We start from the raw sequence: 25909 nt of genomic DNA on the forward strand, positions 1-25909 counted from the left end.
TTCGGAAGGCTGAGACAAAAAGACAGACGGAAAGTGCAGGAGTAACCCCATGAGCAACCTCAGCCCGGTGGTCGCCCGCGTGACAGATCGCATTATCGAGCGATCGAAGCCCAGCCGCGCACGCTATCTCGCCATGGTCGACCGCGAAGCCGGCCGCCATTCGGACCGCTCGTTCCTTTCGTGCTCCAACCTTGCGCATGGCTTTGCCGCCAGCGGTGAGGACAAGCCCGCCATTGCCACCGGCAAGGCGATCAACGTCGGCATCGTCACTGCCTATAACGACATGCTTTCGGCGCATCAGCCCTATGGCCGCTATCCGGAACAGATGAAGCTCTATGCCCGCGAAGTGGGCGCGACGGCGCAGGTCGCGGGCGGCGTGCCCGCCATGTGCGACGGCGTGACGCAAGGCTTCGACGGCATGGAACTGTCACTGTTCAGCCGCGACACCATTGCGCTGTCCACCGCCGTCTCGCTGAGCCACGCGATGTATGACGGCATGACCTTGCTGGGCATTTGCGACAAGATCGTGCCCGGCCTCGTCATGGGCGCGCTGCGCTTCGGCCACCTGCCCGCCGTGTTCATCCCCTCGGGCCCGATGCCCAGCGGCATCTCCAACAAGGAGAAGCAGAAGGTCCGCCAGCTCTATGCAGAGGGCAAGGTGGGGCGTGAGGAACTGCTGGCCAGCGAAAGCGCCAGCTATCACTCGGCCGGAACCTGTACCTTCTACGGCACCGCCAACTCCAACCAGATGATGATGGAGATGATGGGCCTGCATATCCCGGGCGCCGCTTTCGTGCCGCCGAACACGCCGCTGCGTCAGGCCGTGACCCGCGCCGCTGTCCACCGCGTGACCGAAATGACCCGCAAGGGCGACGACTTCCGCCCGATGGCGCATGTCGTGGACGAGAAGGCGATCGTGAACGCCATCGTCGGCCTGCTGGCCACCGGTGGATCGACCAACCACGCAATCCACCTGCCCGCCATGGCCCGCAGCGCCGGGATCGTGATCGACTGGGAAGACTTCGACGAGCTTTCGGGCGCCGTGCCGCTGATCACGCGCGTCTATCCCAACGGTTCGGGCGACGTGAACCACTTCCATGCCGCCGGCGGCATGGGCTGGGTGGTCCGCGAACTGCTCGACGCAGGTCTGGCGCATGAGGACATCCTCACTGTCTCCAAGGACGGCATGCGCGCCTATGCCACCGAGCCGACGCTCAATGACGGCGAACTCACGTGGAAGCCCGCCCCCGCCGTCAGCGGGGACGACGCCATGCTGAGCACGGTGGCAAAGCCTTTCCTGCCCGACGGCGGCATGCGCCTTGTCTCCGGCAACGTCGGCCGCGCCACCTTCAAGACGAGTGCGGTCGATCAGGGGCGCTGGACCATCGAGGCGCCCTGCCGCGTGTTCGAGACGCAGGAAGCCGTCATCAACGCCTTCAAGGCGGGCGAGCTTGACCGCGATGTCGTGGTGGTCGTGCGCCATCAGGGCCCACGCGCCAACGGCATGCCGGAGCTGCACAAGCTGACCCCGCCGCTGGGCGTGCTGCAGGATCGCGGCTTCAAGGTGGCACTCGTCACCGACGGCCGCATGTCGGGCGCTTCGGGCAAAGTCCCGGCGGCGATCCACGTCACCCCGGAAGCGCTGGCGGACGGCCCCATCGCCTATCTTCAGGACGGCGACGTGGTGCGTCTCTGCGCGGTCGACGGCACGCTTTCGACCACGGCCGACCTTTCCGGCCGCAGTCCCGCCCCGCTTCCCGCTCCGGCGGAAGGCATGGGCCGCGAACTCTTCGCGATGTTCCGCATGAATGCGGGCGGCGCCGAACAGGGTGGTTCATCGATGCTGGAGGTTGCCGGGCTATGACCAAGGGAAAGAGCACCGAACTCGTTGCCGTCGATATCGGCGGCACCCACGCCCGCTTCGCGCTGGCCTCGGTGGACGAGCATGGCCAGATCACGCTGGACGAGCCGGTAACGCTTCACACCAGCGACCACGGCAGCTTCCAGCTTGCCTGGCAGGCCTTCCGGGAGCGCAATGGCGGAACCCTGCCCCCGGCAGTCTCGATCGCGATTGCCGGGCCGGTCGGCGGCGAGGTGATCCGCTTCACCAACAACCCGTGGATCATTCGCCCCGCGCTGATCAATGAGATGTTGGGCGTAGAGCGCTACACCGTCGTCAACGATTTTGCGGCGGTCGCCTACGCCGTGGCGCTCGCGCCGGAAGACCAGTTCCTGCACCTTGCGGGCCCGGACGTGCCGCTGCCGGCCGCCGGCACGATCAGCGTGCTCGGGCCCGGCACCGGGCTTGGCGTCGCGCATCTGTGGCGCAGCGGCCAGCCGCGCAGCCAGGGCGGTTACTACCATGTGCAGGCCACCGAGGGCGGCCATGTCGACTATGCCCCGCTCGACCTGATCGAGGACGGCATTCTCGCGCGCCTGCGCAAGCGGCACAACCGCGTCTCGGTGGAGCGCGTCGTCTCCGGCCCGGCCATCGTCGATATCTACCAGGCGCTGGCCGCCATGGAGGGCCGTGCGGTGCACGATCTGACCGACGTGGCGATCTGGCAGGCGGGCACCAGCCATCAGGACAGCCTGGCCGTGGCCGCCGTGGACCGCTTCTGTCTCTCTCTGGGCAGCGCGGCGGGCGACTATGCGCTGGCGCATGGTGCCGTCGGCGTCGTCATTGCCGGCGGCCTTGGCTACCGCATTCGCGAAACCATTCTTTCCTCGGGCTTTTCGGAGCGCTTCCGCGCCAAGGGGCGGTTCGCCTCGATGATGGCGCAGATCCCCGTCAAGCTCATCACCCATCCGCAGCCCGGCCTGTTCGGCGCGGCTGCCGCCTACGTCAGGGAACACGCCGAATGACCACCCAGATCAATTCCATGTCCGCCGCGGTCGAGAAGGTCATGCGCCTTGCCCCGGTGATCCCGGTGCTGGTGATCGAGGATATCGAACACGCCCTGCCGATCGCCGAAGCGCTGGTCGCGGGCGGCCTGCCCGCCCTCGAAGTGACGCTGCGCACCGAATGCGCGATCGAAGCGATCAAGGTGATGAAGCAGGTTCCGGGCGCCGTGGTCGGCGCGGGCACGGTGCTCTCGCCCGACGACCTCAAGCGTTCGATCGACGCGGGCGCCGAGTTCATCGTCTCGCCCGGCCTCACCCCGCTGCTGGCCGAAGCCGCCTACAAGGCGCAGGTTCCCTTCCTGCCCGGCACCGCCAATGCCAGCGACGTGATGTTCGCGCTGGAATGCGGGTTCGAACGGCTGAAGTTCTTCCCCGCCATGGCGGCAGGCGGCCCCCCGGCGCTCAAGGCGATCTCGGCCCCGCTGTTCAAGGCGAAGTTCTGCCCGACCGGCGGCGTCACGCCGGAGAATGCGCCGGAATGGCTGGCGCTGGATTCGGTGCTCTGCGTGGGCGGAAGCTGGATGGTCCCCAAGGGCAAGCCGGACGTCGCCAAGATCGAGGCAGCGGCCCGCGCCGCAGCGGGGCTTGCACGATGACTGCGCTGGCGCTGACCACCGTCGAGGACCTCGACGCCCGGCTCCAGGAGCTTCACGTCCTCACGGCTCAGACGCCGCTCTATAACCCGGTCTTCCAGCTGGGCCTCGAACTGTCGAGGAAGCTGGAAACCGGCGAGATGAGCCTCGACCAGATCGAGGCTCTCGTCGCCGAGATGGACTGCGAGGGCCTGCGCGCCCGCGCCGCCCGTCTCGACCGGCTGCTCGCCCCGGTGGGCCTTGCCGACAACGACGCCCGTATCGATGCGGCGGCGGATGCGGCCAGCAAGGGCGATGACTTCACGGCTTTCGCAGTGCGCTGGCAGCGCCCCGCCGCGCATGTCGTGTTCACCGCGCATCCCACGTTCCTGCTGTCCTCGGCCCAGACCGAGGCGGTGACCCATTCCGCCTCCAATGGCGATTTCAGTGTCGCCTCGGTCTGCGTGGCCTCGCCGGAACGCGACCACATCACGCTCGATTACGAGCACGATAAGGCCCTCGAAGCGATCGCGCGCGGCCAGAAGGCCCGCGACCGCATCAATGCCCGCCTGTTCGACATTGCCGCCGCCCGCTGGCCCAAGCGCTGGAAAAGCCTGCACCCGATGCCGGTGCGCTTCGCCTCGTGGGTGGGTTACGACATGGACGGCCGCACCGATATCGGCTGGTCCACTTCGATCCGCTACCGCTTGCAGGAAAAGGCCCAGCGCCTTGCCAGCTATGCGAACATGCTCGCCCAGGCCGCGCCGCAGATCTCCGCACGGCTCGCCCGCGCCGGTGCGCTGGCTGCCGAGATGGCGGCGCATTTTGCCGAGGACCTGTCCTCGCCCGAAGCGCTGTCGCATGCGGCCAATGCCCTTACCGCCGAGCATCCGGACAAGCTGACCAGCCTCGAAAGCGTGATCGACGATCTCGAGAACGAGGCGCGCCACGCCGATCAGGAGCAGGCCCGCGCGCTTCTCGTCGCCGCTGCCGCCATGCGCGCGGACGGCCTTGGCATGGGCTGGATTCACTTCCGCGTGAACTCCTCGCAGCTCCAGAACGCGATCCGCCTGCGCATCGACCCGCAGGGCAAGCTGAACCTCGCCAGCCAGGCCGCGCTGGTCCGCATGCGCGAGCTGCTGGCCGAAGTCACGCCGCTCCGCTCCAACTTCGCCGCCCTCGCCATCGAGAATTCCACCGCCGTACGCCAGTTCCTGGCCATGGCGCAGATCCTCGCGCATGTGGACGCCGACGCGCCGATCCGCATGCTGGTGGCCGAGTGCGAGGAGCCGACCACGATCCTTGCCGCGCTCTATTTCGCGCGGATGTTCGGGATCGACGAGAAGGTGGACGTCTCGCCGCTGTTCGAGACCGAGAGTGCGCTCGAACACGGCGGCCGCTTCCTCGACGCTGTGCTGGCCGAGCCTGCCTACCGCGAATATGCCCACAAGCGCGGCCGCGTCTCGATCCAGACCGGCTTCTCGGATGCAGGCCGCTTCGTCGGGCAGATCCCCGCCGCGCTCGCCATCGAGCGTTTGCAGGGCCGCCTGTCCGAAGCGATGGTCGCCAATGGGCTGACCGACGTTTCGGCGCTGATCTTCAACACTCACGGCGAATCGATGGGCCGCGGCGCGCATCCGTCCAGCCTGAAGGACCGGTTCGACTGGCCGATGTCGCCCTGGTCCCGCCGCCGCTTCCTGCGCGCCGGGATCCGGCTGGAGCCTGAAGTCTCGTTCCAGGGCGGCGACGGCTACCTCTGGTTCGGATCGGACGAACTGGCGCTCGCCACGCTCGCCCGCATGGCCGAAATGCCGCTGTGGGGCGCGGACGCCGATGCGCCGACCGACCTGTTCTATCGCCGCACCGACCTCAGCCTGGACTTCTACCGCGCCATCCGTGCCGTCCAGCACGAGCACCTCGAAAGCTCGACCTACAGCCGTGCGATCACCGCTTTCGGGCTGGGCCTGCTGAACGATACCGGCAGCCGCAAGTCGCGCCGTCAGTCGGACCTCAGCGCCGACCGTTCGATGAGCCTGCGCCAGATCCGCGCGATCCCGCACAATGCCATCCTCCAGCAGCTTGGTTACCCGGTGAACGTGATCGCCGGCATCGGCACCGCGTCCGATGGCAACCGCGAGGAAATCGCCGCGCTCCTGCGCGAAAGCGAGCGCGGGCAGCAGTTGATGCGGATGGCCCGCGCCGCCGATGCGCTGGGCTCGATCAAGACGGTGGCGGCTTATGGCGAGTTATTCAACTCGGCCTACTGGGCCAGCCGCCCCTATCGCGGCGACGAGCAGCATATCGCCGATGCCTGCCTGAAGCTGGCCGAATACCTCACCAAGGATGACCGGACGGGCGTGTTCCGCCGCCTCGCCTCGCGCCTGCGGGTCGATGCGATGAAGCTGCACTTCCTGCTCGACCTGCTGCCGAACGAGGAACCGCTGCCGGACCGCGAGCATACCCGCCGCAGCCTCGGCGTGCTGCAATCGCTGCGCATCGCCTTGTTCAAGCACATGTTCCTGCGCGTGGTCATGGTGCCGCCGTTCAGCCGCGCCAACGACATCAGCCGCGATGACGTGTTGGAGATGTTCTTCACCCTGCGCGTCGAGGACGGCCTCGCCCAGCTGCGCCGCGCGTTCCCGACGAGCTTTCCCTCGATCGACGACTTCACGGTCGACACGCCGAGCGACTACCCGGATTCGAGCGCGACCGGCTACACCCGGATCCACCGCGAGTTCATCGATCCAATCGCGCGGTGTTATGCGCTGTCACTGCGGATCACCACGGCGCTGGCAAACGAGTTCGGCGCGCACGGGTGATCCGCACCGTTTCCCGCATGGCGATAGTCATGCGGGAAACGGTGGTGCGCTTCGCCTCGGCGGAACCGCGATTCTCATGCGTCTCCTCCGCGAAGGCGGGGGCCCCGCTTTTCTTTGCGACGTCGCGCGAAGGAAGCGGGAGGACGGGTTACGGGTGCACCGTGAAGCTCACTCCACTCATCCGCCCCTCCAACCCCTCTTCTCCCTCCCCCGCTCATCCTGAGCTTGTCGAAGGATGGCAGCCTCGCGCCACGCCCGCAGGGGGCTTCGACAAGCTCAGCCTGAGCGGGATTGGAGAAAAGGCCGGGATAGACCCGATGGCCGCCCGGCAAAAACGGAGGGTCAACCGCTCTATTGCCGCCCAAGCGTGACGTGCATTGCAAGTTCCGTGGCAGTCGATTCCACCACACGATATCCAAGGGCAGGAAGATCCAGCCCCTCGAACATCGCCTCGCCCTGTCCGAGCAGGACGGGCGAAATCGCGAAATGCAGTTCGTCGATCAGCCCCGCCGCCAGATATTGGCGAACCGTCGAAATGCCCCCGCCGATCTTCACATCAAGCCCGCCCGCAGCAGCCCGGGCACGCTCAAGTGCCTCGTGGATCCCTTCCGTAACGAAGTGGAACGTGGTGCCGCCCTCCATGACGATCGGATCGCGGGCATGGTGCGTCAGGATGAACGTCGGCGCGTGGTAGGGCGGATTATCCCCCCACCAGCCCTTCCAATCGAAGTCCCGCCATGCCCCGCGCTCGGGGCCGAACATGTTCCGGCCAAGGATGAAGGCGCCGAAGCCGTCCATCGAACGCTGGGCAAACGCCTCGTCCACGCCCTCAGAGCCGCCCTCTCCGCCGATCATGGTCTTGAAGAATTTGGTTCCGACCAACCAGCCGTGGAGTTCCTGCCCCCGCTTGCCCAGCGGATCCTGAAGACTCTGCTCAGGCCCCGCACCGAATCCATCAAGGGACAGGGAAAACCCTGCCGCTCTGACACGCCCCGTCATCCACCCCTCCTTGCAACGCGCCTGCCGGCCGTTACGCCATCAGCCCCATCAGTGCGGAAATCTCGCACGTGGCGAAGCCTACCGTACTATCGGAAATGCCGTAAGGAATCAGCAGTCGCTCGCCCACTTTCAGCACGCCGCAGGTGTAGACCACGTTGGGCACATAGCCCGAACGGTCCGCATTCTCGGCGGTCAGTACCGGTTCCACGGTGCGGGCGAGGACTTTCGAAGGGTCCTTGAGATCGAGTAGCGCGCAGCCGAGCGCATACTTGCGCATGGCGCCAACCCCGTGGGTGAACAGCAGCCAGCCATGCTCGGTCCGGACCGGGCTGCCGCAATTGCCGATCTGGATGAACTCCCAAGGATATTCGGGCTCCATCAGCAGCTCGCCCTCGTCGTCCCAGTTCTCCAGCACGTCGGACTTGAGGAGATAGAGGTTCATGCCGTCCTGGCGGCCGACCATCACGTACTTTCCGTCGATCTTCTCCGGAAACAGCGCCATGCCCTTGTTGCGCCCGGCGCGGCCGTGGATCGGCTCCAGCTCGAACGCACGGAAATCGCGCGTGCGCAGCAGTTCGGAGCGAATCGAGCTGCCCGAATAGGCCGTATAGGTGCCGATCCACTCGTAATCGCCGTCGCCATGGTCGAAACGGACAAGGCGCAAGTCTTCCAGCCCGCCGCGCTGCTGTTCGGTGATCGGGAAGATCACCGTGTTGGACAGGCTCGATTCGGGATGGCGATGGACGAAGACGTTGGTGTCCTCGGCATCGATCTGCTCCTCGTCGTCGAGTTCCACCGATGTCGCGAAGGAGGCCTGCGGCCAGAGGCTGAACGTGCCGTCTTCCTCGGCAATGCCTTCGCGGAAGGCGATCGAGCTGATGTGCCCTTCCCCCACCGCGCGCAGGCTCATGATGAAACGCACCGAGCCGTCCTGCATGCCCGACTGGTCGGGCGCGGGCACGATCGAGGGGTTCATCAGCGCCGCCGCCGCGAATGTGTATTCGTGGCAGAAATAGGCCCCGATCAGCCGCTGGCGCGCCTCGGAAAAGCGCGAGGGATCGAGATCGAGATTCGCCGCCACTTCGGCGAAGCGTTCGGCGAAGATGTTCTCGGTCTGCCAGTGGCGCTCCTTGAAGTCGCGCAGCACGCGCTCGTATTCGGCATCGGCGCGCTCTTCGGTGAGCGCGGCGATATCCTCCACGAGGTTCATCGCCCGCGTACTGGGCGCGTTTTTCGCCTGCCACCCGAGGTGGAACGGTCGGAGCACCACGCGCGACGGATCGGCGTGGAGACGCGTTTCGAAAATATGCAGCGGTTCAGACCAGGCTGTCTCGGGCCGGTTCAAGCCAACCTCCTCCGGATGCCAGCGGACCCGTTGATGCCAATGGGCCCAACTCGGCGAGTTCCGCCATAGCATAGTGTGAAAGTTGGAAAGCGAGAACGGATTCCGCACCGCAATTGCCGTTTACCCCACGCGGGGTCACGCCGTCGCGGCAGCGCCCGGACACGAGATCGGCCAGAACCACCCCGCGATCGTTGCCGCCGAAGAACCAGCGCCACGCCGCCAGGGCATGTTCGCGCCAGAACGCGCCGTGCGTGGCGCGCCATGCAGTGCGCGATGCCTCGATGGCGGCTTGTGCTTCCAGCGGCTGCTGGTCGAACGGCAAGTAGCTGTAGGGCTTGTGGAAACTCTCGGAACCGATGGGCCGGAACTGCCCCCGCGCCGAGACCTGCTGGTGGCAGATCCATTCGAGCGTGGCGAGCCCGTCGCCGATCCAGTCCTCGCGGCCCAGAGCCATGCCGGCCTCGATCAGAGCCTGCGGCAGGCGCGGGTTGTCATAGCCGAGCACGGCTTCGAACCAGGCCCAGTCGGGACGGCGGCCATGGCCGAGCAGCTTCATCAGGAAATCGCCGCCCGACTCCACCCGCGCGCGCGCGGCGGCATGAGAGGGATCGCGCCGCAGCACCGCGCAGGCGCCGAGCATGGCAAAGGCCACCGCGCGCGGCGATCCGGCCTCGTCCACCGCGCCCAGCGCCTGTTCGAACAAGTCGAGCGCCCATTCGCCCAGCGAGTGGTCCGGCACGCATTCGCGCGTCTGGCCCAGCGCCCAGAGCGCGCGGCCGTTGGAATCCTCCGATCCCTCGTCCTCGCACCATGACCGGTCATAGCGCATGAAGTTGCGGAAACGGCCGAGATCCGCGTTCCAGGCATATTGCACGAAGCCCGCATAGGCGAGGCTCCACTTCATCCGCTCCGCGGCGGGAAGGCCCTCTGCCACGTTCATCAGCATCAGCGCGCGGGCGTTGTCGTCCAGGCAATAGCCATGGCGGCGGTCCGGCACCACGCCGATGCTGTGCTGGAGCATGCCGGTGGCGTCGCTCATCGCGAACACCGCAGAGAGCCCCGGCGTGGCCGTAACCGGCGACATGACGGGGCGCGGCGCGCGGGCATGGGCAATCAGCCGCGCCGAGCTTTCCGCGAAACGCGGCCAGATCATCTCGCGTCCGCGCGCCCAGGCGCGGCGCTGCATGGCGGCAAGCTCCTCCTCATCGCCGAGCAGCGCGGTAACCGCATCAGCAATGGCGGTGCTGGATCCCGGCTCGATCAGCATGCCCACGCTGTTTCCGAGCAGTTCGCGGGCGTGGACATAGGGGGTGGAAACCAGCGCCTTGCCCAGCGCCACCGCATAGCTCAGCGTGCCCGAAGTGGATTGCTGGAGCCCCGGATAGGGCGTCATGTAGATATCGCAGGCCTCCAACTGGTCGAGCAGTTCACTCGTTTCCAGAAAGCGGTTGTCCCAGGCGATGTGCTCGGAAACACCGAGTTCGGCGGCCAGCGCCTCCAGCTGCTCGCGATAGGCCTCGCCCTCGATCGCCACCAGATTGGGGTGCGTGGCCCCGACGATCCGGTAAAGCACTTCGGGATGCTCGGCGACGATGGCCGGAAGCGCGGCGATGGCATGTTCCAGCCCCTTGTCGGGGCAAAGCAGGCCGAAACTCATCAGCACCTTGCGACCGGTGAGGCCAAGTTGCGCCTTGAAATGCTCCTGACGGCCGAACGGCCGGTCCGGCGCGCCATGCTCGATAACCTCGATCACCCCGGCCGGCACGTTGTATTCGCGCTGGAGCAGGTCCCGCGAATAGCGCGACATAACCATGATCCGCGAGGCGCGCGCAGCCAGATGCTCAAGGATCACGCGCTGGTGAGCAGTGGGTGCCAGCAACACGGTGTGCAGTGTCACGATCAGCGGCGCGGCCAGCCGGTCGACGAAATGGCACACCATCTCGCCATCCTCGCCGCCGAAGATGCCATATTCGTGCTGGAGCCAGACCGCATCCACGCCGCTCTCGTTGATCTGCCGCGCGGCGCGGGCATAATCCTCGGGATCGTTGCAGGCGATGGTGCCGGCGATGCCCTGATAGGCGAGCGGATGCGCCGGATCGTCCAGCGCATGAACATCCACCGTGATTTCCGGATGATGATCGCGCAATTGCTCGAAAATATCGGTGGTGAAGGTAGCGATACCGCACTTGCGAGGGGAAAAATTGCCGACGAGGGCAATATGCGCAGGTTCCACCCGCTTGTCGGCTTCGGTTTCGTTGGCGGCGTCAAAAATCGAACGCACTTTATCCGAACCCGATTTCCAACCGGGTTCGCCATCACGGGACAACCAGTTCATGCGCGCTCCTTGGGGGGGCAGGAGGGTGATCGAGTCCTCAAAGCGCGAGCATGGCACGAGTTTCCCGCTGCACTGCAAAAAAAGTGCAATGACGAGCCGAAGCGGTGCCGGACGGCGATCTGCCGAGCGGGAATGACATGTTTCGACCGCGCCATCGCCGGGGCGCGAAACACGGCGCCGCTATCGATTGGCCGCTCCGAGCGCGCGATTCGGAGCTATGCCCGGCAGGAACAGGGCAATGACCGGGAGAGACAAGAGATGAACGAGAGCCCAAGTGCCGCGCCAAGTGCTGCCGTGGCCGCCCTCATCGACCGTGAGGCGATCCGCGCCTGCCTCGCCCGCCTGGCGCGCGGCGAGGACCGACGCGATGCCGCGCTGATCGAGGGCTGCTGGTGGAGCGACGCCACATTCGATTACGGCGTCTACAAGGGGGACTTTCCCGCCTATCTGGCCTGGGTCGTCCCCGGCGCCGATGCCATCCGCAACACCCAGCACGTGCTGGGCCAGAGCCATATCGAACTCGGCAGCGAAGTGGCGCGGGTGGAGACGCACGTGATCTCCTATCACCGTATCGACATGGGTTCCGGAGCCGAAAAATCCGGCGAACGCGATACCTGCATCGGCGGGCGTTATCTCGACCGTTTCGAGAAACGCGACGGCGAATGGCGCATCGCCGCGCGCACCATGCTCTATGACTGGGAGCAGGACTGGGGCAGCGCGGCCGACTGGTCGACCGGGGTGATGGGCTATCCCTTCCACGCCGCGCACTTCGGCGGCACCGCGAAAGGCGATTTCAGCGAGGCTTTCTTCGCATGAGCGCACCTCTCGCCGGAAAAGTCGCCGTCATCACCGGCGCCAGCCGCGGCATCGGCAAGGGCATCGCGCTCGTGCTCGCCGAGCAAGGCGCCACCGTCTACGTCACCGGCCGCAGCGTGCAGGAGGGCGATTATTACCTGCCCGGCACCGTAGGCGAGACCGCCGCACAATGCACCGAACGCGGACAGGCGAGCGGAGGAAAGGGCATCGCCGTCGCCTGCGATCATGCCGACGACAAGGCCGTGGCCATGCTGTTCGAGCGGGTTGCCGTGGAACAGGGCCGGCTCGACATCCTTGTCAACAATGCCTTCCAGCTTTCCGACGACCTGCTGGAGCCCAAGGGTTTCTGGGAAAAACCGCTCTCGAACCTCGAAATGTGGGACGTGGGCGTCAGGTCCAACTTCGTCGCCGCCTGGCACGCGGCCGGGATCATGGCCCCGCAGGGTTCGGGGCTGATCGTCGCGATCTCCGGCTATACCGGCGTGACCTATACCTACGGCACCGTGTTCGGCACGTCCAAGTCGGCGGTGGACCGCATGTCGCGCGACATGGCGATCGAGCTGGAGCCGCACGGCGTCGCCTCGATCTGCCTGTGGCAGGGGCTTACGCTCACCGAAAAGGCGAAGGACAACCTTGCCAAAATGGCGGGCAAGATGACCGGTTCGATCACCGGGCAGGCGGGCAGCTCGGTCGAGCATCCGGGCCGCGTGATCGCCGCCATGGCCGCCGATCCGGCCATCATGGAGCGCAGCGGTGCCACCTACATCACCGCCGAACTCGCCCGCGAATATGGCGTGACCGACGTGGACGGACGCGAAATCGAATCCATGCGCGCAAAGCGCGGCAGCCCGCTCTGGGGCCCAATCCGGGAGAATGACTATCATGGCCACTGAAGGCACGACCACTGACCGTAACGCGCGGATCGACCTGCTGCTGGACAAGCAGGACATCCGCGAATGCCTCGAACGCTTCTCGCGCGGGATGGACCGGTTCGACCGGGACACCTACCTCTCCGCCTTCTGGGACGATGCCGAAATGGCGGCCGGACCGTTCGTCGGCTCCGCGTCCGCCTGCTGGGACTGGGCGGTGCCGATGCATGAGGCCGGGCAGATCCTGACCCATCACGCCCTGCTTCAGTCGAACATCGACGTGGATGGCGATACCGCGCATTCGGAGACTTACTACCAGTTCGTCGGCCGCAACCGCGACGAAAGCATCTGGATCGCCGGCGGCCGCTATGTCGACCGGCTGGAGCGCCGCGGCGGCGAGTGGCGCATCGCCTTGCGCACCAATGTAATCGAATGGTGCCACCAGCCGGTGCCGCTGCCCGTGCCATTCGCGGACGTATCCGACATCGCACTCAACGGCGTCACTGCGCGGTCGAACGAGGATCCCAGCTACCAGCGTCCGCTGGTCAATCGGAGGGCGCCGACCAACCTCTGATCCCGCGCCCAATTACGTATAGACAAAAAAGCGCATCAAGGCCCCGCGCGCCATGGACTTGGCCCGGGGCCTTTCCTATGTCTGGCTCACGCGAAACAACAGGACCGACGGGAAACGATGCCCTCCGCCCCCCAATCTCACGCGAATCCGGACCAGACGCTCTTCCGCCTGCTCGCCGCCACTGTCGGCGCCGACAAGGCCGCGCTGGCGCTCACCACGCTGACCATCGACCCGGCGCTTGCGGGCACGGGTGACACCGTCAGCCGCGCCCAAGTGGCCATGGCGCTCAACGCCGCGCTCTTCGCGGACCTGCTCGACCGTGTGCCGACCGCGCAGCGCTATATCGACACCGTGCGTGCGGCGGGCGAGACCATCGTCTTCGACCACGGCGCCCTGCGCACCATCGACGGCGAGACCGGCGACTTGCCGAGCGGCCACATGGCGTTCGGCCGCTTCCTTGCCCCGCTGGGTTACGAGGTCGGCGGCCTCTATCCGCTGCCCAAGCTGAAGATGACGGGCCGCGCCTATGTCCAGCGCGACCTGCCGGAAACGATCCCGCAGTTCTTCGTCTCCGAACTTCATGTCGACCAGCTTCCCGAAGCCGCCCAAGGCGCGTGCGCCAATGTCTTCGGCACATCGAAGGACCCGCTGGGCAAGGCCGAATGGGCCGCGCTCGACTCGCTCGCCAGCGACGGGGCCTGCGCTTTCGACACGGCAGTTACCGCGCTTAAGGGCGCGCTCGCCTGCTTCGAGCGCCAGCATGAAACGCCCGCGCTGGCCGATTACGAACTGCTGCTGCCGGAAACCAAGGAAGGCGCCTGGATCGCGACCGAAGGCAATGCCTTCAACCACGCGACCACCCGAACCGCCGATGTGTTGACCCTGTCCGACACGCTGAAGGACGCGGGCTATCCGATGAAGGCAGCGGTCGAGATCTCCCAGAACGGCCGCGTTCGCCAGACCGCGATCCTGGCCGACAAGATCGTGCGCCCGTTCCGGGAGGCCGACGGCAGGGACGTGCCGCTGCCGGTGCCGGGATCGTTCTACGAATTCATCACCCGCGACATCGATCCGGAGACCGGCAAGCTCGATCTCACGTTCGATTCGGGCAACGCCACCGGCATCTTCGCCGTGACGAGGAACGCATGAGCCAGCTTCAGTCCTTCGATCCGGCCAGCGGCGCGCTCGTCTGGGAAGGCGAAATTGCCGATGCCGAGGCGGTGAACGCCGCGCTCGCCCGCGCCCACGCGGCATTCCCGGCATGGGCTGCCCTGCCCGTCGCCGCGCGCGTCGAGGCAGCGCAGCGGTTCAAGGCCGTGCTCGAAAGCCGCAAGGACGCGATTGCCGAAGTGATCTCGCGCGAGACCGGCAAACCGCTCTGGGAGACGCGCACCGAACTGGCGTCGATGGTCGGCAAAGTCGGCATCTCAATCGCTTCGCAAGCCGAACGCGCGGGCGAAAAGCGGCAGGACATGCCGTTCGGTGCTGCCGTGCTGCGCCACCGTCCCCATGGCGTGATGGCCGTACTGGGGCCATTCAATTTCCCCGGCCACTTGCCAAACGGTCACATCGTTCCCGCCCTGCTGGCGGGCAACACCGTGGTGTTCAAGCCTTCCGAAATGACCCCGGCGACCGGGCAGGCGATGGCCGACGCCTGGGCCGAAGCCGGCCTTCCGGACGGCGTGTTCCAGATCGTCCACGGCGCCCGCGCCACTGGCGAGGCACTGGTGGCCGGCCATATCGACGGGCTGCTGTTCACCGGCTCGGCAGGTGCGGGCGCGCATTTCCGGCGGATCTTTGCGGATCGGCCCGACGTGATCCTTGCACTCGAACTTGGCGGCAACAACCCGCTGGTCGTGTGGGACGGCGATCTCGACGAGGCCGCCTCGGTGGTCGTGCAGTCCAGCTTCATCACCACCGGCCAACGCTGCTCCTGCGCGCGGCGCCTGATCGTGCCGGACACCGAATTCGGCACCGCGATGGTCGACGCCGTCGCCGCACTGGCCGACCGCGTGACCATTGGCGAATGGCACGAGACGCCCGAACCGTGGTTCGGCCCGATGATCTCGGTTCAAGCCGCCGAGGCCGCCAAGGCCCGCTTCGCCGAACTGGTCGAACGCGGCGCCACGGTGATCCGCGCCTTCGGGGGCGTGGAGGACCGCAGCGGCGCTTTCGTCACCCCCGGCATTCTCGACGTGACCGGCGTGGACGTGCCCGATGAGGAGATCTTCGCCCCCATCGTGCAAGTGACGCGCGTGCCGGACTTCGATGCCGCCATGGCCGCCGCCAATGCCACGCGCTTCGGCCTTTCGGCGGGTCTTGTCAGCGGTGACGACGCACTGTGGGATCGTTTCGTGCTGGAAAGCCGCGCGGGCGTGGTCAACCGCAACCGGCCGACCACCGGCGCTGCCGGATCGATGCCCTTCGGCGGCCTTGGCGACAGCGGCAACCACCGCCCCAGCGCCTATTACGCCGCCGATTACTGCGCCTATCCGGTCGCCAGTTTCGAGGCGGGGACGGTCGCGGGCAACAGCGGCGCGCTAACCGGCAAGCTAAACGGATGACGGGCCTGACCGGAGCGGAACGGGATCTTCTCGCCCCGGTCGAACGGGCCCCGATCCTTGCGCACACGCTGGACTGGGCCGCGATCAACAGCGGCACCGCCAATGTCGAAGGGCTCGCGGCAATGGCCACGCGCCTTGCCGATGCCTTCGCGGCGCTGCCCGGCGATCTGCGGCTGGTCGATCCCGCCCCGGTCGAGAAAGTGGACAGTCAGGGCCAGACCCGCGAGATCGTCCACGGCCGCCATCTCGTGCTCTCGGTGCGGCCCGAGGCCGAGCGCCGGGTGATCCTGACCGGCCACATGGACACCGTCTACCCGCGCGAGCACCCCTTCCAGACTTGCGACTGGCTGGACGAGGACACACTCCACGGCCCCGGCACCGCCGACATGAAAGGCGGCCTGGCGCTGATGCTGGCGGGCCTTGGCGCCTATGAGCGATCCAGCCCGAAGCTCGGTTACGATGTCCTCATCAACAGCGATGAGGAAACCGGCTCTCTCTCCTCCGCCGCGCTGATCGCCGAACTGGCGCGCGGCAAAGTGGCAGCGCTGACGTATGAACCCGCGCTGCCCGGCGGCCAGATGGCGCGCGCAAGGCCCGGTTCGGGCAATTATGCCGTCGTCGTTCACGGCCGCTCCGCCCATGCCGGGCGCAATCCCGAGGACGGGCGCAATGCGGTGGTCGCCGCCAGCGACCTCGCCCTGCGCCTCGCCGCGATGCGCCGTCCGGACCTTTCGGTGAACCCCGCCAAGATCGAGGGCGGCGCGCCCAACAACACGGTGCCCGATCTCGCGATCCTGCATTTCAACATGCGCCCAGCCACGCCCGAACTCGCAGCCGAGGCGCAGGCGTACATCAAGGCTGCCGTGGCCGAAGTCTCGGCCGCGCATGACGTGCACATCCACATCCACGGCCATGTCTCGCGCCCGCCCAAGGCGATCTCGGACAAGACCGAGGCGCTCTACGGCCTCGTCAGCAAGGCCGCGACCGACCTTGGCCAGCCGATGAGCTGGAAGGACACCGGCGGCGTCTGCGACGGCAACAACATCGCCGCCTGCGGGGTGCCCGTGCTCGATACGATGGGCGCGCTGGGCGGGTCGATCCATTCGCCGGACGAATTCCTGCTGGCCGGCTCGCTCGACGCCCGCGCCCGCCTGACTGCCCTCGTGATGCACCGCCTGGAGCATTTTCAAATCGGGTAACCCGCCCGAACCTCAAGAAAATGATCTAAAAACAATAATAGAGCCACGGAGTACCTGCCGCATGACTTTCCTCCTGCGCACCGCACAGGAAAAGGACCTCGAAGCGCTCTACCGCATGGCCAAGGGCACCGGGGGCGGCTTCACCAACCTGCCGCCGGACAAGCCGACCCTGAAGGCCAAGCTGTCCCGCACGGCGCGGAGCTTCGCACGCGCCGGCGACGAGATCGCCAACGACCTTTTCGTGTTCATCCTTGAGGACACCGCCACCGGCAAAGTGCGCGGCACCTGCCAGGCGTTCTCGCAAGTCGGCACCGAGTTTCCGTTCTATTCCTACCGCATCGGCCGCATCACCCAGCACTCGCGCGAGCTGGACCGCACCTTCCGTGCCGAGATGCTGACGCTCTGCACCGATCTCGACGGCGCCAGCGAAGTGGGTGGGCTCTACCTTGACGCCACCGAGCGATCGGCGGGCGTCGGCAAGCTGCTCGCGCGCAGCCGCTACCTGTTCATCAAGACCCACCGCGAGCGGTTCGGCGATACCACGCTGGCCGAACTGCGCGGCGCCATCGACGATGCCGGCAACTCGCCGTTCTGGGACGGCCTTGCGGGCCGCTTCTTCGACATGAGCTTCCGCGATGCCGACGAGTTCAACGCCAAGCACGGCAACCAGTTCATTGCCGACCTCATGCCCAAGCACCCGATCTACTGCGCGCTGCTGTCCGAAGCCGCGCGGCAGGTGATGGGCCAGCCGCACTATTCCGGCCGCCCGGCGATGCGCATGCTGGAAAACGAGAACTTCGCGTTCCAGAACTATATCGACATCTTCGATGGCGGCCCGACCATGATCGCCCGGACCGACCAGATCCGCACCGTGCAGGAAGCGCGCACCGCCGAAGTCACCGCCATCACCCCGGCGGACGAGGAAGAGGCCAGCCACCTCGTGGCTACGGGGCGGCTCGCCGCATTTCGGGCATGCCTCGGCAAAGTGGACACCGCAGATGGCGGCGTAACGCTTGATGCCGCCGCGGCCGCTCTGCTAGGCGTGCAGCGGGGCGACAGTATCACTTACGCTGGAGCGTAATCCATTCGTTCCGAACCGGATTGCGCTCTGTTTATCGTTTGTTTTTCGCATTTTCCGAGTCGTCAGGTGATTCCACTTGACTTGAAAATGCTCTAGCGCCTGAGACAGACCCCCATGCTCACCGAGATCAATTTCGACGGTATCGTCGGCCCCAGCCACAACTATGCGGGGCTCAGCCTTGGCAACCTCGCCTCGACGAGGAACTTCGGCAAGGTCTCGGCCCCGCGCTCCGCGGCGTTGCAGGGGCTCGCCAAGATGCGCGCCAATCTGGAGCTGGGGCTGTCGCAAGGCTTCTTCCTGCCCCAGCGCCGCCCTGCGGCAGGCTGGCTGGCCCGGCTCGGCACCGAAGTCGAAACCGCCGACCCGCGCCTGCGCGCCACGGCCATGTCGGCCTCCTCGATGTGGGCGGCCAATGCCGCCACCGTCTCGCCCGCACCGGACACGGCCGACGGGCGCTGCCACCTCACCGTCGCCAATCTGGTGACGATGCCGCACCGCAGCTACGAATGGCGCGAGTCGCTGGTGCAGCTGCAAATCGCTTTCGCCGATAGCGCCCACTTCGCGGTGCACAGCCCGATTCCGCCGCCGTTCGGAGACGAAGGCGCGGCCAACCACATGCGCCTCTGCGCAAGCCATGATGCGCCGGGGATCGAGGTCTTCGTCTACGGCGAGGCAGGCGGCCCCTATCCCGCCCGCCAGCACCGCGAGGCCAGCGCCGCCGTCGCGCGGCTGCACGGGCTCGATCCCGAACGCACGATCCTGGCACAGCAGTCCGAGGAAGCAATTGCCGCCGGGGCCTTCCACAACGATGTCGTCGCCGTCGCCAACGAGCGCGTGCTGTTCACCCACGAACACGCCTTCGCCGAACGCGACAAGCTTTACGCCGAACTGCGCGCCAAACTGCCGGATATCGAGATCGTCGAAGTACCGGCCAGCGAAGTCAGCCTGTTCGACGCGATCCAGTCCTACCTCTTCAATGCCCAATTGCTGACCTTGCCCTCGGGCGAGGCGGCGCTGGTTCTGCCAAGCGAGGCGCAGGCAGCGGCGCCCGTGTGGAACTGGCTGGAACGCCACGTTTCCGGAAACGGCCCGATCCGGCACCTGTTCGTCCACGACTTGCGCGAATCGATGGCCAACGGCGGCGGCCCGGCCTGCCTGCGCCTGCGCGTGGTTGCCGATCCGGCGACCGTGGACCCGCGCTTCCTCGCCACGGCCGACAAGCTCGACCGCATCGAGGCGCTGGTGGACCGCCTCTGGCCCGAACGGATCGCGGTGGAGGACTTGTCCGAACCAGCGCTCTGGCAGCAGTGCATCGCCGCTCGCTCGGCGCTCTGCAAGGAACTGGGGCTGGAAGAGCTGGACCGCGAGCTTTTCTAGCGGACTTCACGCGGATGCGAGCGGTGGGAACCGTAGATCTGCCGCTTCTTGCACGGGCACTGGAAGCCTCCTGGGACCGCCGAACGGCATATCGGGGCATGATCCGTCCGGGTAATCCGGCTTTCGGCCAATGCTATCCCACCTCCCGCATCGTCCAATGGTTCTTCCCTGAGTATGAAATCGCGAAGGGCGAAGTCTGGACCGGGGATAGTATCGAACAGCATTTCTGGAACGTACGGGGCGGCGGTGAAGGCGCTGAATGGCTGGATCTAAGCTGGAAACAGTTTCCGTCCGAGTCTGTGGTGCGAGGGTTTGTTCTTCTTGACCGCAATGCGTTGGGTGACAGCGCGGGCACTGTGGAAAGGTGCGCGCTGCTTCGTCGGCGGGTGCTGTCGTATCTGGCCAGAAACCAAGACGAGACGCTTCGATGATTTCGTCAATACCGGGGTCAAAACCTTCGTCATCCTGAACTTGTTTCAGGATCCATTTCGCGGCCCATCACGAACGGAGGCGCGAACGACGCCACGCTTGCGGGTTGCCGATTGGAGCACGGGGCAGGCGGTAAAATGGATCCTGAAACAAGTTCAGGATGACGAAGGCGGGAGGCGTGCCTCATTCCCCCATTCCAATCGTCATATTCCGCACGATGACGTGGGTGGGAGCGCGCGGTTCTATTTTCTCCCTCCCTCCCGATCCCGCTCAGGCTGAGCTTGTCGAAGCCCCCGGCGGCGAGGCGCGAGGCCTGATCTCCTTCGATAAGCTCAAGATGTGCGGAGCGTGCGGGATGGAAATCCGGACCATTCAGCGCTTTTCGCAAGCATGGTTTCACGATTTGCAATGGTTCCGCCACGCTGAGCCTTCATATTGCAGACATGGCTACATCGATGCTCATCACCGCCCCGCGCGTGCTTCCCGATCCGATCCGCGCCGCGATCTTCGACATGGACGGAACGCTGCTCGATACGGAGGCCGGCCATCGCCGCGCCTTTGCGGAAGTCGGCCGCGCCATGGGCGTGTCGGTTCCCGACGAACTGCTGGCATCGATGGTAGGGGTATATCGCGAGGGCAGCCGCCGCCTCGTGGCCGACGCCATGGGCCCGGATTTCCCGCTCGACCGGTTCTTCGATGAAAGCGACGTGCTGTTCGAGGCCATGGTCGATGCCGGTATCCCGCTGCGCCCCGGCGCGGAGCTGATCCTCGATCACTTCGCCGATGCCGGCGTGCCCATGGCCATCGCCACCTCGACCGAGGCGCCCTATGCCGCGCAGCGGCTGGAGAAGGCCGGGCTGCTGTCCTATTTCGACGTGGTGATTACCCGCAGCGATGTCCGGAACGCGAAGCCGCACCCGGAACCCTACCTGCTGGCGGCGAGCCGCCTCGGCATCGATCCGATGGACTGCATCGCCGTCGAGGACAGCCCGGCCGGTCTGCGCTCCGCGACAGCGGCTGGGATCGCCACGATCGTCGTGCCAGACCTGCTGCCCGCAACCGAGGAAATGACGCTCGCGGCTGCGCGCGTGCTGCCCAGCCTTTCGGCGCTGCGCGACTTGCTGCTGGCGCCGGTCGAGGCGCGCTGACAACGGTTTCACGCGGAGGCGCGGAGACGCGGAGGGACGTTGTTTGAGCGGCAAAGCCGCTTTTCACCCTTCGCCTTCGCGTCTGCCTCCGCGCGAAACCCCGATCAGGCCTGCCCCAGATCCAGCCACCAACGCATCAGCACATGCGCAATGGCATGCGGCGGCGGAGCCCCGAAGGCCTTGCCGCCCTCGCCCCGGCCGATGGCTTCCATCGCCTCGGCCACTTCCGCGCGAGTGAACCAGCGGGCATCTTCCAGTTCGGTGGTGTCGATGGTGAGCCCGTCGCTTTCCGCCACCGCATGGCAGCCGATCATCAGCGAAGACGGGAACGGCCAGGGCTGGCTGGCGACATAGCGCACATCGCGCACCCGCACGCCCGCTTCCTCGAAGACTTCGCGGGCCACGGCTTCCTCCACCGTCTCGCCCGGCTCCACGAAGCCCGCGAGAGTCGAGTAGCGCCCTGCCGGAAAGCGTGGCTGACGGCCGAGCAAAGCGCGGCCCTCGTGCTCGACCAGCATGATGGTGACCGGATCGACGCGCGGGAAATGCTCGGAGCGGCATTCCGCATTGGTGCAGTTGCGCTGCCAGCCGCCCTTTGCAAGCACGGTGGGTGAGCCGCAGACGGCGCAGAAGCGGTGGCGGCCATGCCAGCTCACCAGACTGCGCGCGGTGCCGTAGGCCGCAAGTTCGTATGGCGGCAGCACCGCCATCACATGCCAGTTGACCGGCGTGGCATGCGGGCCGCTCAGCGGTTGGGCCGCCGGGACTTCGGCGAAGCAGGCGGCCTCTCCATCCAGCCCGAGGAAGATCAGCTCGCTGTCCGGCGCGGCGCGGTCGATCCCGTCCCACAGCAGCGCCCCGCTACCGGCCAGCACCGCATCGAGGCCGTCCAGCCGCAAGAGCCGCGCGGAGCCATTGCGGGCGGCGGCGAGCGCCTCGGGATCGTTGCGCAAGTGGTCGGCGCGGTCGAGGTGGGCGCCGGAAAAGGCAATCGGCAGGATCAAGGGCGGGTCTCCATCAGGGCCATGACATCGGCCTTCAGTGCGGTCTGGAATTCGGGCAGGAGCGGCAATGCGTCGGACGGCATGAACTGGACGAACAGTTGCGAGCGCAGGCCGTGGATCATGTCGACCATGCCCACCGTCCCCGCCGCGCCGGACCAGCCGAAGATCCCGGCCTCCGTTCCCTGCCCCACGCGTCCGCCCGCGCCGAAGCCGGAAGGGCCCGCGATCATGTGCGAGCGGTCCACGCCCGGCGGCAACAAGTCGGACGTGCCCGCGGCCACGGCCCGCTCGGACAGCACGCGCCGCCCGTCGATCATGCCGCCTTGCGCGAGCAAGCGCAGGAAGCGGTCATAGTCGCGCGGGCTGCTGACAAGGCCCGAACCGCCGAAAGGAAAGGCGGGAGGATCGAGGTAGACCGAGCTTTCCGGCGGGTCGATCGGCACCAGCACCCCGCCCAGCGCGCCGTAATTGGTGGTGAGCCTGCGCACATCGCCGGGCCCCACGCGAAACTCGGTGCTGGTCATCCCGGCCGGGCCGAACAGCGCCTCGGCCAGATAGGCGTCGAAGCGCTTGCCGGTGACCACCTCGATCACCCGGCCCATGACATCGAGCCCCATCGAATAGGACCAGCGCGTGCCCGGATCGGCGACCAGCGGCAGCGTCGCCAGCCGGTCGGCGAAATGGTCCAGCCCGTGGATCGGCGCGCCGTAGGTCAGCCCCGGCACCTCGATCCGGCTCACCTGCCCCGGCACCAGCCCCTGCTTCACATAGGCGTCGCGGATCGGGCCGGTCTGCACGATCGAATAGCCGATGCCCGAGGTATGCGTCAGCAAGTGGCGCATGGTAATCGGCCCGGGTGCGGCGTGGAGCCTGTCGAGCGGGCCGTCGTAGCGATCCTGCACGCGCATGTCGCGCCAGGCGGGCAGCACATCGGCCAGCGACTGATCGAGCGCGAGACGGCCTTCCTCGATCAATTGCATCGCCATCATGCCGGTGACCGGCTTGGTCATCGAATAGATGCGGAAGAGGCTGTCTGGCCCCATCGGGGTGCCATCGTCGAACCCTTGCGCGCCGCGCGCCACGAACTGCGCTTCGCGTCCGGGCAGGCCGAGCGTGGCGACCATGCCGGGGAACTTGCCGGTGCCCACCCAGCGGTCGACCAGCGCGGTCACCTTGGGCAGCGCGGCGGGCTGCTCCACCGCCCATGCCAGTCGCGGTAGGAGCGCCGCTCCCAGTCCCGCCCCAAGTCCCGCTGCAACGCCAAGGCGCAAGGCCATGCGCCGGTTCAGCAGGACGGAGAGGCCTTCGCTCACGCCGCCTCGGCCAATGCGAGCCTTGCGGCCTTGGCAAAGAGCGTGGGCAGCCCCGCCTCGTCGATCCGGTCGAGCGGCCACCATTCGCCCTCGCCCTCCGGCTGGGCGGATGCGCCGAGATGAACCGCCAGCGATAGTTCCAGCGCGAAATGCGTGAAGACATGCGCGACCCGGCCGGCATTGTCCCAGGGCCCTGCCACCGGACCTTCGCCGCTGCCGTCGCTGCGGGCCGACCAGCCGTCGTCCGGCAGCGCCCGCATGCCGCCCAACATGCCCTTGCCCGGTCGGCGCACCAGCCAGACGTGATCGTCGCGCTCGATCCAGAAAGCCCGGCCCTTGCGTGTGGGCTTGGCCTTTTTCGCAGCCTTGACCGGCAGGCGCTCCGGTTCGCCCTGCGCCCGTACCTCGCACGGCGCCGCGAGCGGGCAGAGCAGGCAGCGCGGCGCGCGGGACGTGCAGACGGTGGCGCCAAGGTCCATCATGGCCTGCGCGAAGTCGCCCGCCCGCGCGTCCGGCGTGATCGTATCGGCCAGCGCGCGGATCGTCGGGCGGGAGCCCGGCAGTGGCTCCTCCAGCGCGAAGAGGCGCGAGACCACGCGCTCGACATTGGCGTCCACCACCACCGCGCGGCGCCCGAACGCAATCGCGGCAACGGCGGCGGCGGTATAGGCGCCCAGCCCGGGAAGCGCGCGCAGTTCGTCCTCGCTGTCCGGAAAAATGCCGCCCCGCGCCGCCACCGCGCGGGCACAGGCGAGCAGGTTGCGGGCGCGGGCGTAGTAACCAAGCCCCGCCCATGCCGCCATGACCTCTTCATCGGCGGCGGCCGCAAGGTCGGTCACTTTCGGCCATCTTGCGGTAAACGCGGCGAAGTAGTCCTTCACCGCTGCGACCGTGGTCTGCTGGAGCATCACTTCGGACAGCCACACCCGGTAGGGCTCTGGGGCGGCAGTCCCCGGCGGCGCCCGCCACGGCAGCGCGCGGGCATGACGGTCGTACCAGCCCAGAAGCAGTTCGGAGATCGTATCGCGGCTGGCGTCCATGCCAGCCCTATGGCATTGGAGCGCCGACAATGGAACGGGATCCCCACAAGAACACTGGCAAGGGTAAGGGCACGGGCTTGGCCACGGGCTCCGGCAAGAGTTCCGCGAAGAACTCTGCCAAAGCAGCCGGCACCGAAACCGCCAAGACGCCGCGCCGCTTTGAGCGTGCGCGCGGCGGGCAGGCCCGCGCCATTGCCGATCTCATGCCCGAAGTGGGCCGCACCGCCTTCCGCCGCTTCGGCTTCGTGCAATCGAGCGTGGTGACCCGCTGGCCGGAGATCGTCGGCGCCCGCCATGCCCGCGTCTGTTCGCCCGAATCGATCCGCTTCCCGCCCGGCGAAAAGAGCGAAGGCGTTCTCCAGCTCGTGGTCGCCCCCGCCCATGCGCCGATGATCCAGCACGTGGTGCCCGAGATCATCGAGCGGGTGAACCGCTTCTTCGGCTACAAGGCCGTGGCGAAAGCGAAAATCCGGCAAGGCGAGGTTAAGCCGCCGCCTGCTCCAAAGCCGCAGACTGCCGCGCCGACGCTGAAACCGGTACCGCTCGAACTGGGGGAATCGCTGCGCGATGTCGGCGATCCGGAGCTTCGCGCGGTACTCGAATCGCTGGCGCGCAGTCTTGCCGCCAAGGACGAATCATCCAGAGACGAAACACCCAGGGAAAACGGGGGGAATTGATGAAATTTTCAAAGTCGGGGATCGCTGCGCGCATCGGCATGCTCGCCGCCGCCACCCTGCTCGCCACCGGCGCCGCGCCGGTGCACAAGGCCGCCGCACCGGCCAAACCGGCCACGAAACCGGCACCCCGGCCCGCAGGTCCGGCCAACTGGGGCACGCTGGTCACGGTCACGGCCGACGGCAGCCACATGCTGGGCAATCCCCGGGCGGCGACGCAAGTTGTCGAATTCGTCAGCTATACCTGCCCGCACTGCGCGCACTTCACGCGCGATTCCGACGTGCCGCTGCGCCAGACCATGGTGCCCAAGGGGCAAGTCGCGGTGACGGTGACGAACCTGCTGCGCAACCCGATCGACCTCACCATCGCCATGCTCACCACGTGCGGTGATCCCAAGCGCTTCTTCGTGCGCCACAATGCGTTCCTTGCCACCCAGGACATCTGGATGGCGAAGCTCAACACCATCGGGCAGGACCGTCAGCAGGTGTGGTATCAGGGCGACATCCAGACCCGCATGCGCGCCATCGCGGCGGACTTCGACTTCTATTCGATGGTCGCACCGTGGGGCGTCAGCCACGCGCAGGCAGACCAGTGCATCAACGACAAGGCCGCCTTCGCCAAGCTGGAACAGCAGCAGAAGACGGTGGAGGCAGTGGGCGCCAACAGCACCCCCAGCTTCGTGCTCGACGGCAAGCTGCTGGACGTGCACGACTGGCCGGGCCTCTCGAAGGCGCTTGCCGCCAAGCAGGCAGGCCTGCGCCAAGGCACTGTCTGAGCGGAAAAACCCCGGCTCCTATAGGCCGGATTCCTGTGGGAAAGCCGCCGTATGGGCGGCTTCCCACGCTT

At 66.9% G+C, this 25909-nt stretch carries 22 protein-coding genes; 16 read left to right on the forward strand and 6 right to left on the reverse strand.

Annotated elements, in window-relative coordinates:
• Positions 1–49 precede the first annotated feature (49 nt).
• The 4 genes from edd to AC1VVK_RS07405 are packed head-to-tail and all read left to right on the forward strand — an operon-like array spanning position 50 to position 6295.
• Positions 50–1864, forward strand: coding sequence for a phosphogluconate dehydratase (gene edd, locus AC1VVK_RS07390; RefSeq protein ID WP_482904955.1), 1815 nt, complete (start codon positions 50–52; stop codon positions 1862–1864).
• A complete protein-coding gene (locus tag AC1VVK_RS07395; RefSeq protein WP_482904956.1) occupies positions 1861–2865 on the forward strand; it encodes a glucokinase in 1005 nt (334 codons plus the stop codon). The genes edd and AC1VVK_RS07395 overlap by 4 nt, the downstream gene beginning before the upstream one ends.
• A complete protein-coding gene (gene eda, locus AC1VVK_RS07400) occupies positions 2862–3500 on the forward strand; it encodes a bifunctional 4-hydroxy-2-oxoglutarate aldolase/2-dehydro-3-deoxy-phosphogluconate aldolase (protein WP_482904957.1) in 639 nt (212 codons plus the stop codon). Before AC1VVK_RS07395 ends, eda begins: the two co-directional genes overlap by 4 nt.
• A complete protein-coding gene (locus tag AC1VVK_RS07405; RefSeq protein WP_482904958.1) occupies positions 3497–6295 on the forward strand; it encodes a phosphoenolpyruvate carboxylase in 2799 nt (932 codons plus the stop codon). Before eda ends, AC1VVK_RS07405 begins: the two co-directional genes overlap by 4 nt.
• Before the next feature lie 351 nt (positions 6296–6646).
• On the opposite strand, the gene AC1VVK_RS07410 is transcribed toward AC1VVK_RS07405, so the two are convergent.
• From AC1VVK_RS07410 to AC1VVK_RS07420, 3 genes are read right to left on the reverse strand one after another with little or no spacing between them, the layout of a single operon-like run.
• On the reverse strand, positions 6647–7294 hold the full coding sequence (locus AC1VVK_RS07410; protein WP_482904959.1) for a dihydrofolate reductase family protein: 648 nt from the start codon (positions 7292–7294) through the stop codon (positions 6647–6649).
• A 31-nt stretch (positions 7295–7325) separates the two neighbouring features.
• On the reverse strand, positions 7326–8639 hold the full coding sequence (locus AC1VVK_RS07415) for a glycoside hydrolase family 130 protein (protein ID WP_482904960.1): 1314 nt from the start codon (positions 8637–8639) through the stop codon (positions 7326–7328).
• Positions 8611–10974, reverse strand: coding sequence for a glycosyltransferase (locus AC1VVK_RS07420; RefSeq protein ID WP_482904961.1), 2364 nt, complete (start codon positions 10972–10974; stop codon positions 8611–8613). The genes AC1VVK_RS07415 and AC1VVK_RS07420 overlap by 29 nt, the downstream gene beginning before the upstream one ends.
• A gap of 258 nt (positions 10975–11232) precedes the next feature.
• On the opposite strand from AC1VVK_RS07420, the gene AC1VVK_RS07425 reads away from it, so the two are divergent.
• From AC1VVK_RS07425 to AC1VVK_RS07470, 10 genes are all read left to right on the forward strand, one after another.
• Positions 11233–11790, forward strand: coding sequence for a nuclear transport factor 2 family protein (locus AC1VVK_RS07425; RefSeq protein WP_482904962.1), 558 nt, complete (start codon positions 11233–11235; stop codon positions 11788–11790).
• Entirely contained in the window at positions 11787–12683 is an 897-nt protein-coding gene (locus tag AC1VVK_RS07430) for an SDR family NAD(P)-dependent oxidoreductase (RefSeq protein ID WP_482904963.1), read from the forward strand. Before AC1VVK_RS07425 ends, AC1VVK_RS07430 begins: the two co-directional genes overlap by 4 nt.
• Complete coding sequence (locus tag AC1VVK_RS07435) at positions 12673–13233, forward strand: nuclear transport factor 2 family protein (RefSeq protein WP_482904964.1); 561 nt, start codon at positions 12673–12675, stop codon at positions 13231–13233. Before AC1VVK_RS07430 ends, AC1VVK_RS07435 begins: the two co-directional genes overlap by 11 nt.
• 117 nt (positions 13234–13350) lie before the next feature.
• Positions 13351–14382, forward strand: a complete 1032-nt coding sequence (locus tag AC1VVK_RS07440) for a 2-oxoadipate dioxygenase/decarboxylase family protein (RefSeq protein ID WP_482904965.1) — start codon at positions 13351–13353, stop codon at positions 14380–14382.
• A complete protein-coding gene (gene astD / locus AC1VVK_RS07445; RefSeq protein WP_482904966.1) occupies positions 14379–15797 on the forward strand; it encodes a succinylglutamate-semialdehyde dehydrogenase in 1419 nt (472 codons plus the stop codon). The genes AC1VVK_RS07440 and astD overlap by 4 nt, the downstream gene beginning before the upstream one ends.
• Positions 15794–16996, forward strand: a complete 1203-nt coding sequence (locus tag AC1VVK_RS07450) for a hydrolase (protein ID WP_482904967.1) — start codon at positions 15794–15796, stop codon at positions 16994–16996. The genes astD and AC1VVK_RS07450 overlap by 4 nt, the downstream gene beginning before the upstream one ends.
• A 61-nt stretch (positions 16997–17057) precedes the next feature.
• The gene (locus AC1VVK_RS07455; RefSeq protein ID WP_132390472.1) at positions 17058–18077 is read left to right on the forward strand and encodes an arginine N-succinyltransferase; all 1020 of its coding nucleotides are present in this window, start codon (positions 17058–17060) and stop codon (positions 18075–18077) included.
• 114 nt (positions 18078–18191) lie between these two features.
• Positions 18192–19454 (forward strand): N-succinylarginine dihydrolase, encoded by a 1263-nt coding sequence (locus AC1VVK_RS07460; RefSeq protein WP_132390470.1) that lies wholly within the window; start codon positions 18192–18194, stop codon positions 19452–19454.
• Positions 19455–19552: 98 nt separating this feature from the next.
• A complete protein-coding gene (locus tag AC1VVK_RS07465) occupies positions 19553–19885 on the forward strand; it encodes a YunG family protein (protein WP_482904968.1) in 333 nt (110 codons plus the stop codon).
• A 453-nt stretch (positions 19886–20338) separates the two neighbouring features.
• Complete coding sequence (locus tag AC1VVK_RS07470) at positions 20339–21031, forward strand: HAD family hydrolase (protein WP_482904969.1); 693 nt, start codon at positions 20339–20341, stop codon at positions 21029–21031.
• A gap of 104 nt (positions 21032–21135) precedes the next feature.
• On the opposite strand, the gene nudC is transcribed toward AC1VVK_RS07470, so the two are convergent.
• Genes nudC through AC1VVK_RS07485 form a run of 3 tightly spaced genes read right to left on the reverse strand, consistent with a single transcriptional unit; the run spans position 21136 to position 24388 of the window.
• The gene (gene nudC, locus AC1VVK_RS07475) at positions 21136–22035 is read right to left on the reverse strand and encodes an NAD(+) diphosphatase (protein WP_482904970.1); all 900 of its coding nucleotides are present in this window, start codon (positions 22033–22035) and stop codon (positions 21136–21138) included.
• A complete protein-coding gene (locus tag AC1VVK_RS07480; RefSeq protein WP_482905132.1) occupies positions 22032–23312 on the reverse strand; it encodes a serine hydrolase domain-containing protein in 1281 nt (426 codons plus the stop codon). The genes nudC and AC1VVK_RS07480 overlap by 4 nt, the downstream gene beginning before the upstream one ends.
• Before the next feature lie 32 nt (positions 23313–23344).
• Positions 23345–24388 (reverse strand): A/G-specific adenine glycosylase, encoded by a 1044-nt coding sequence (locus AC1VVK_RS07485; RefSeq protein ID WP_482904971.1) that lies wholly within the window; start codon positions 24386–24388, stop codon positions 23345–23347.
• 29 nt (positions 24389–24417) lie between these two features.
• Here AC1VVK_RS07485 and AC1VVK_RS07490 point away from each other — a divergent pair, with 29 nt between their 5' ends.
• Positions 24418–25065, forward strand: a complete 648-nt coding sequence (locus AC1VVK_RS07490; protein ID WP_482904972.1) for a DUF721 domain-containing protein — start codon at positions 24418–24420, stop codon at positions 25063–25065.
• Positions 25065–25838: a DsbA family protein gene (locus AC1VVK_RS07495; RefSeq protein ID WP_482904973.1), complete on the forward strand. Its 774-nt coding sequence runs from the start codon at positions 25065–25067 to the stop codon at positions 25836–25838. The genes AC1VVK_RS07490 and AC1VVK_RS07495 overlap by 1 nt, the downstream gene beginning before the upstream one ends.
• Positions 25839–25909: the final 71 nt, after the last annotated feature.

The organism is Novosphingobium sp. BL-S-32 (genome assembly GCF_056857055.1).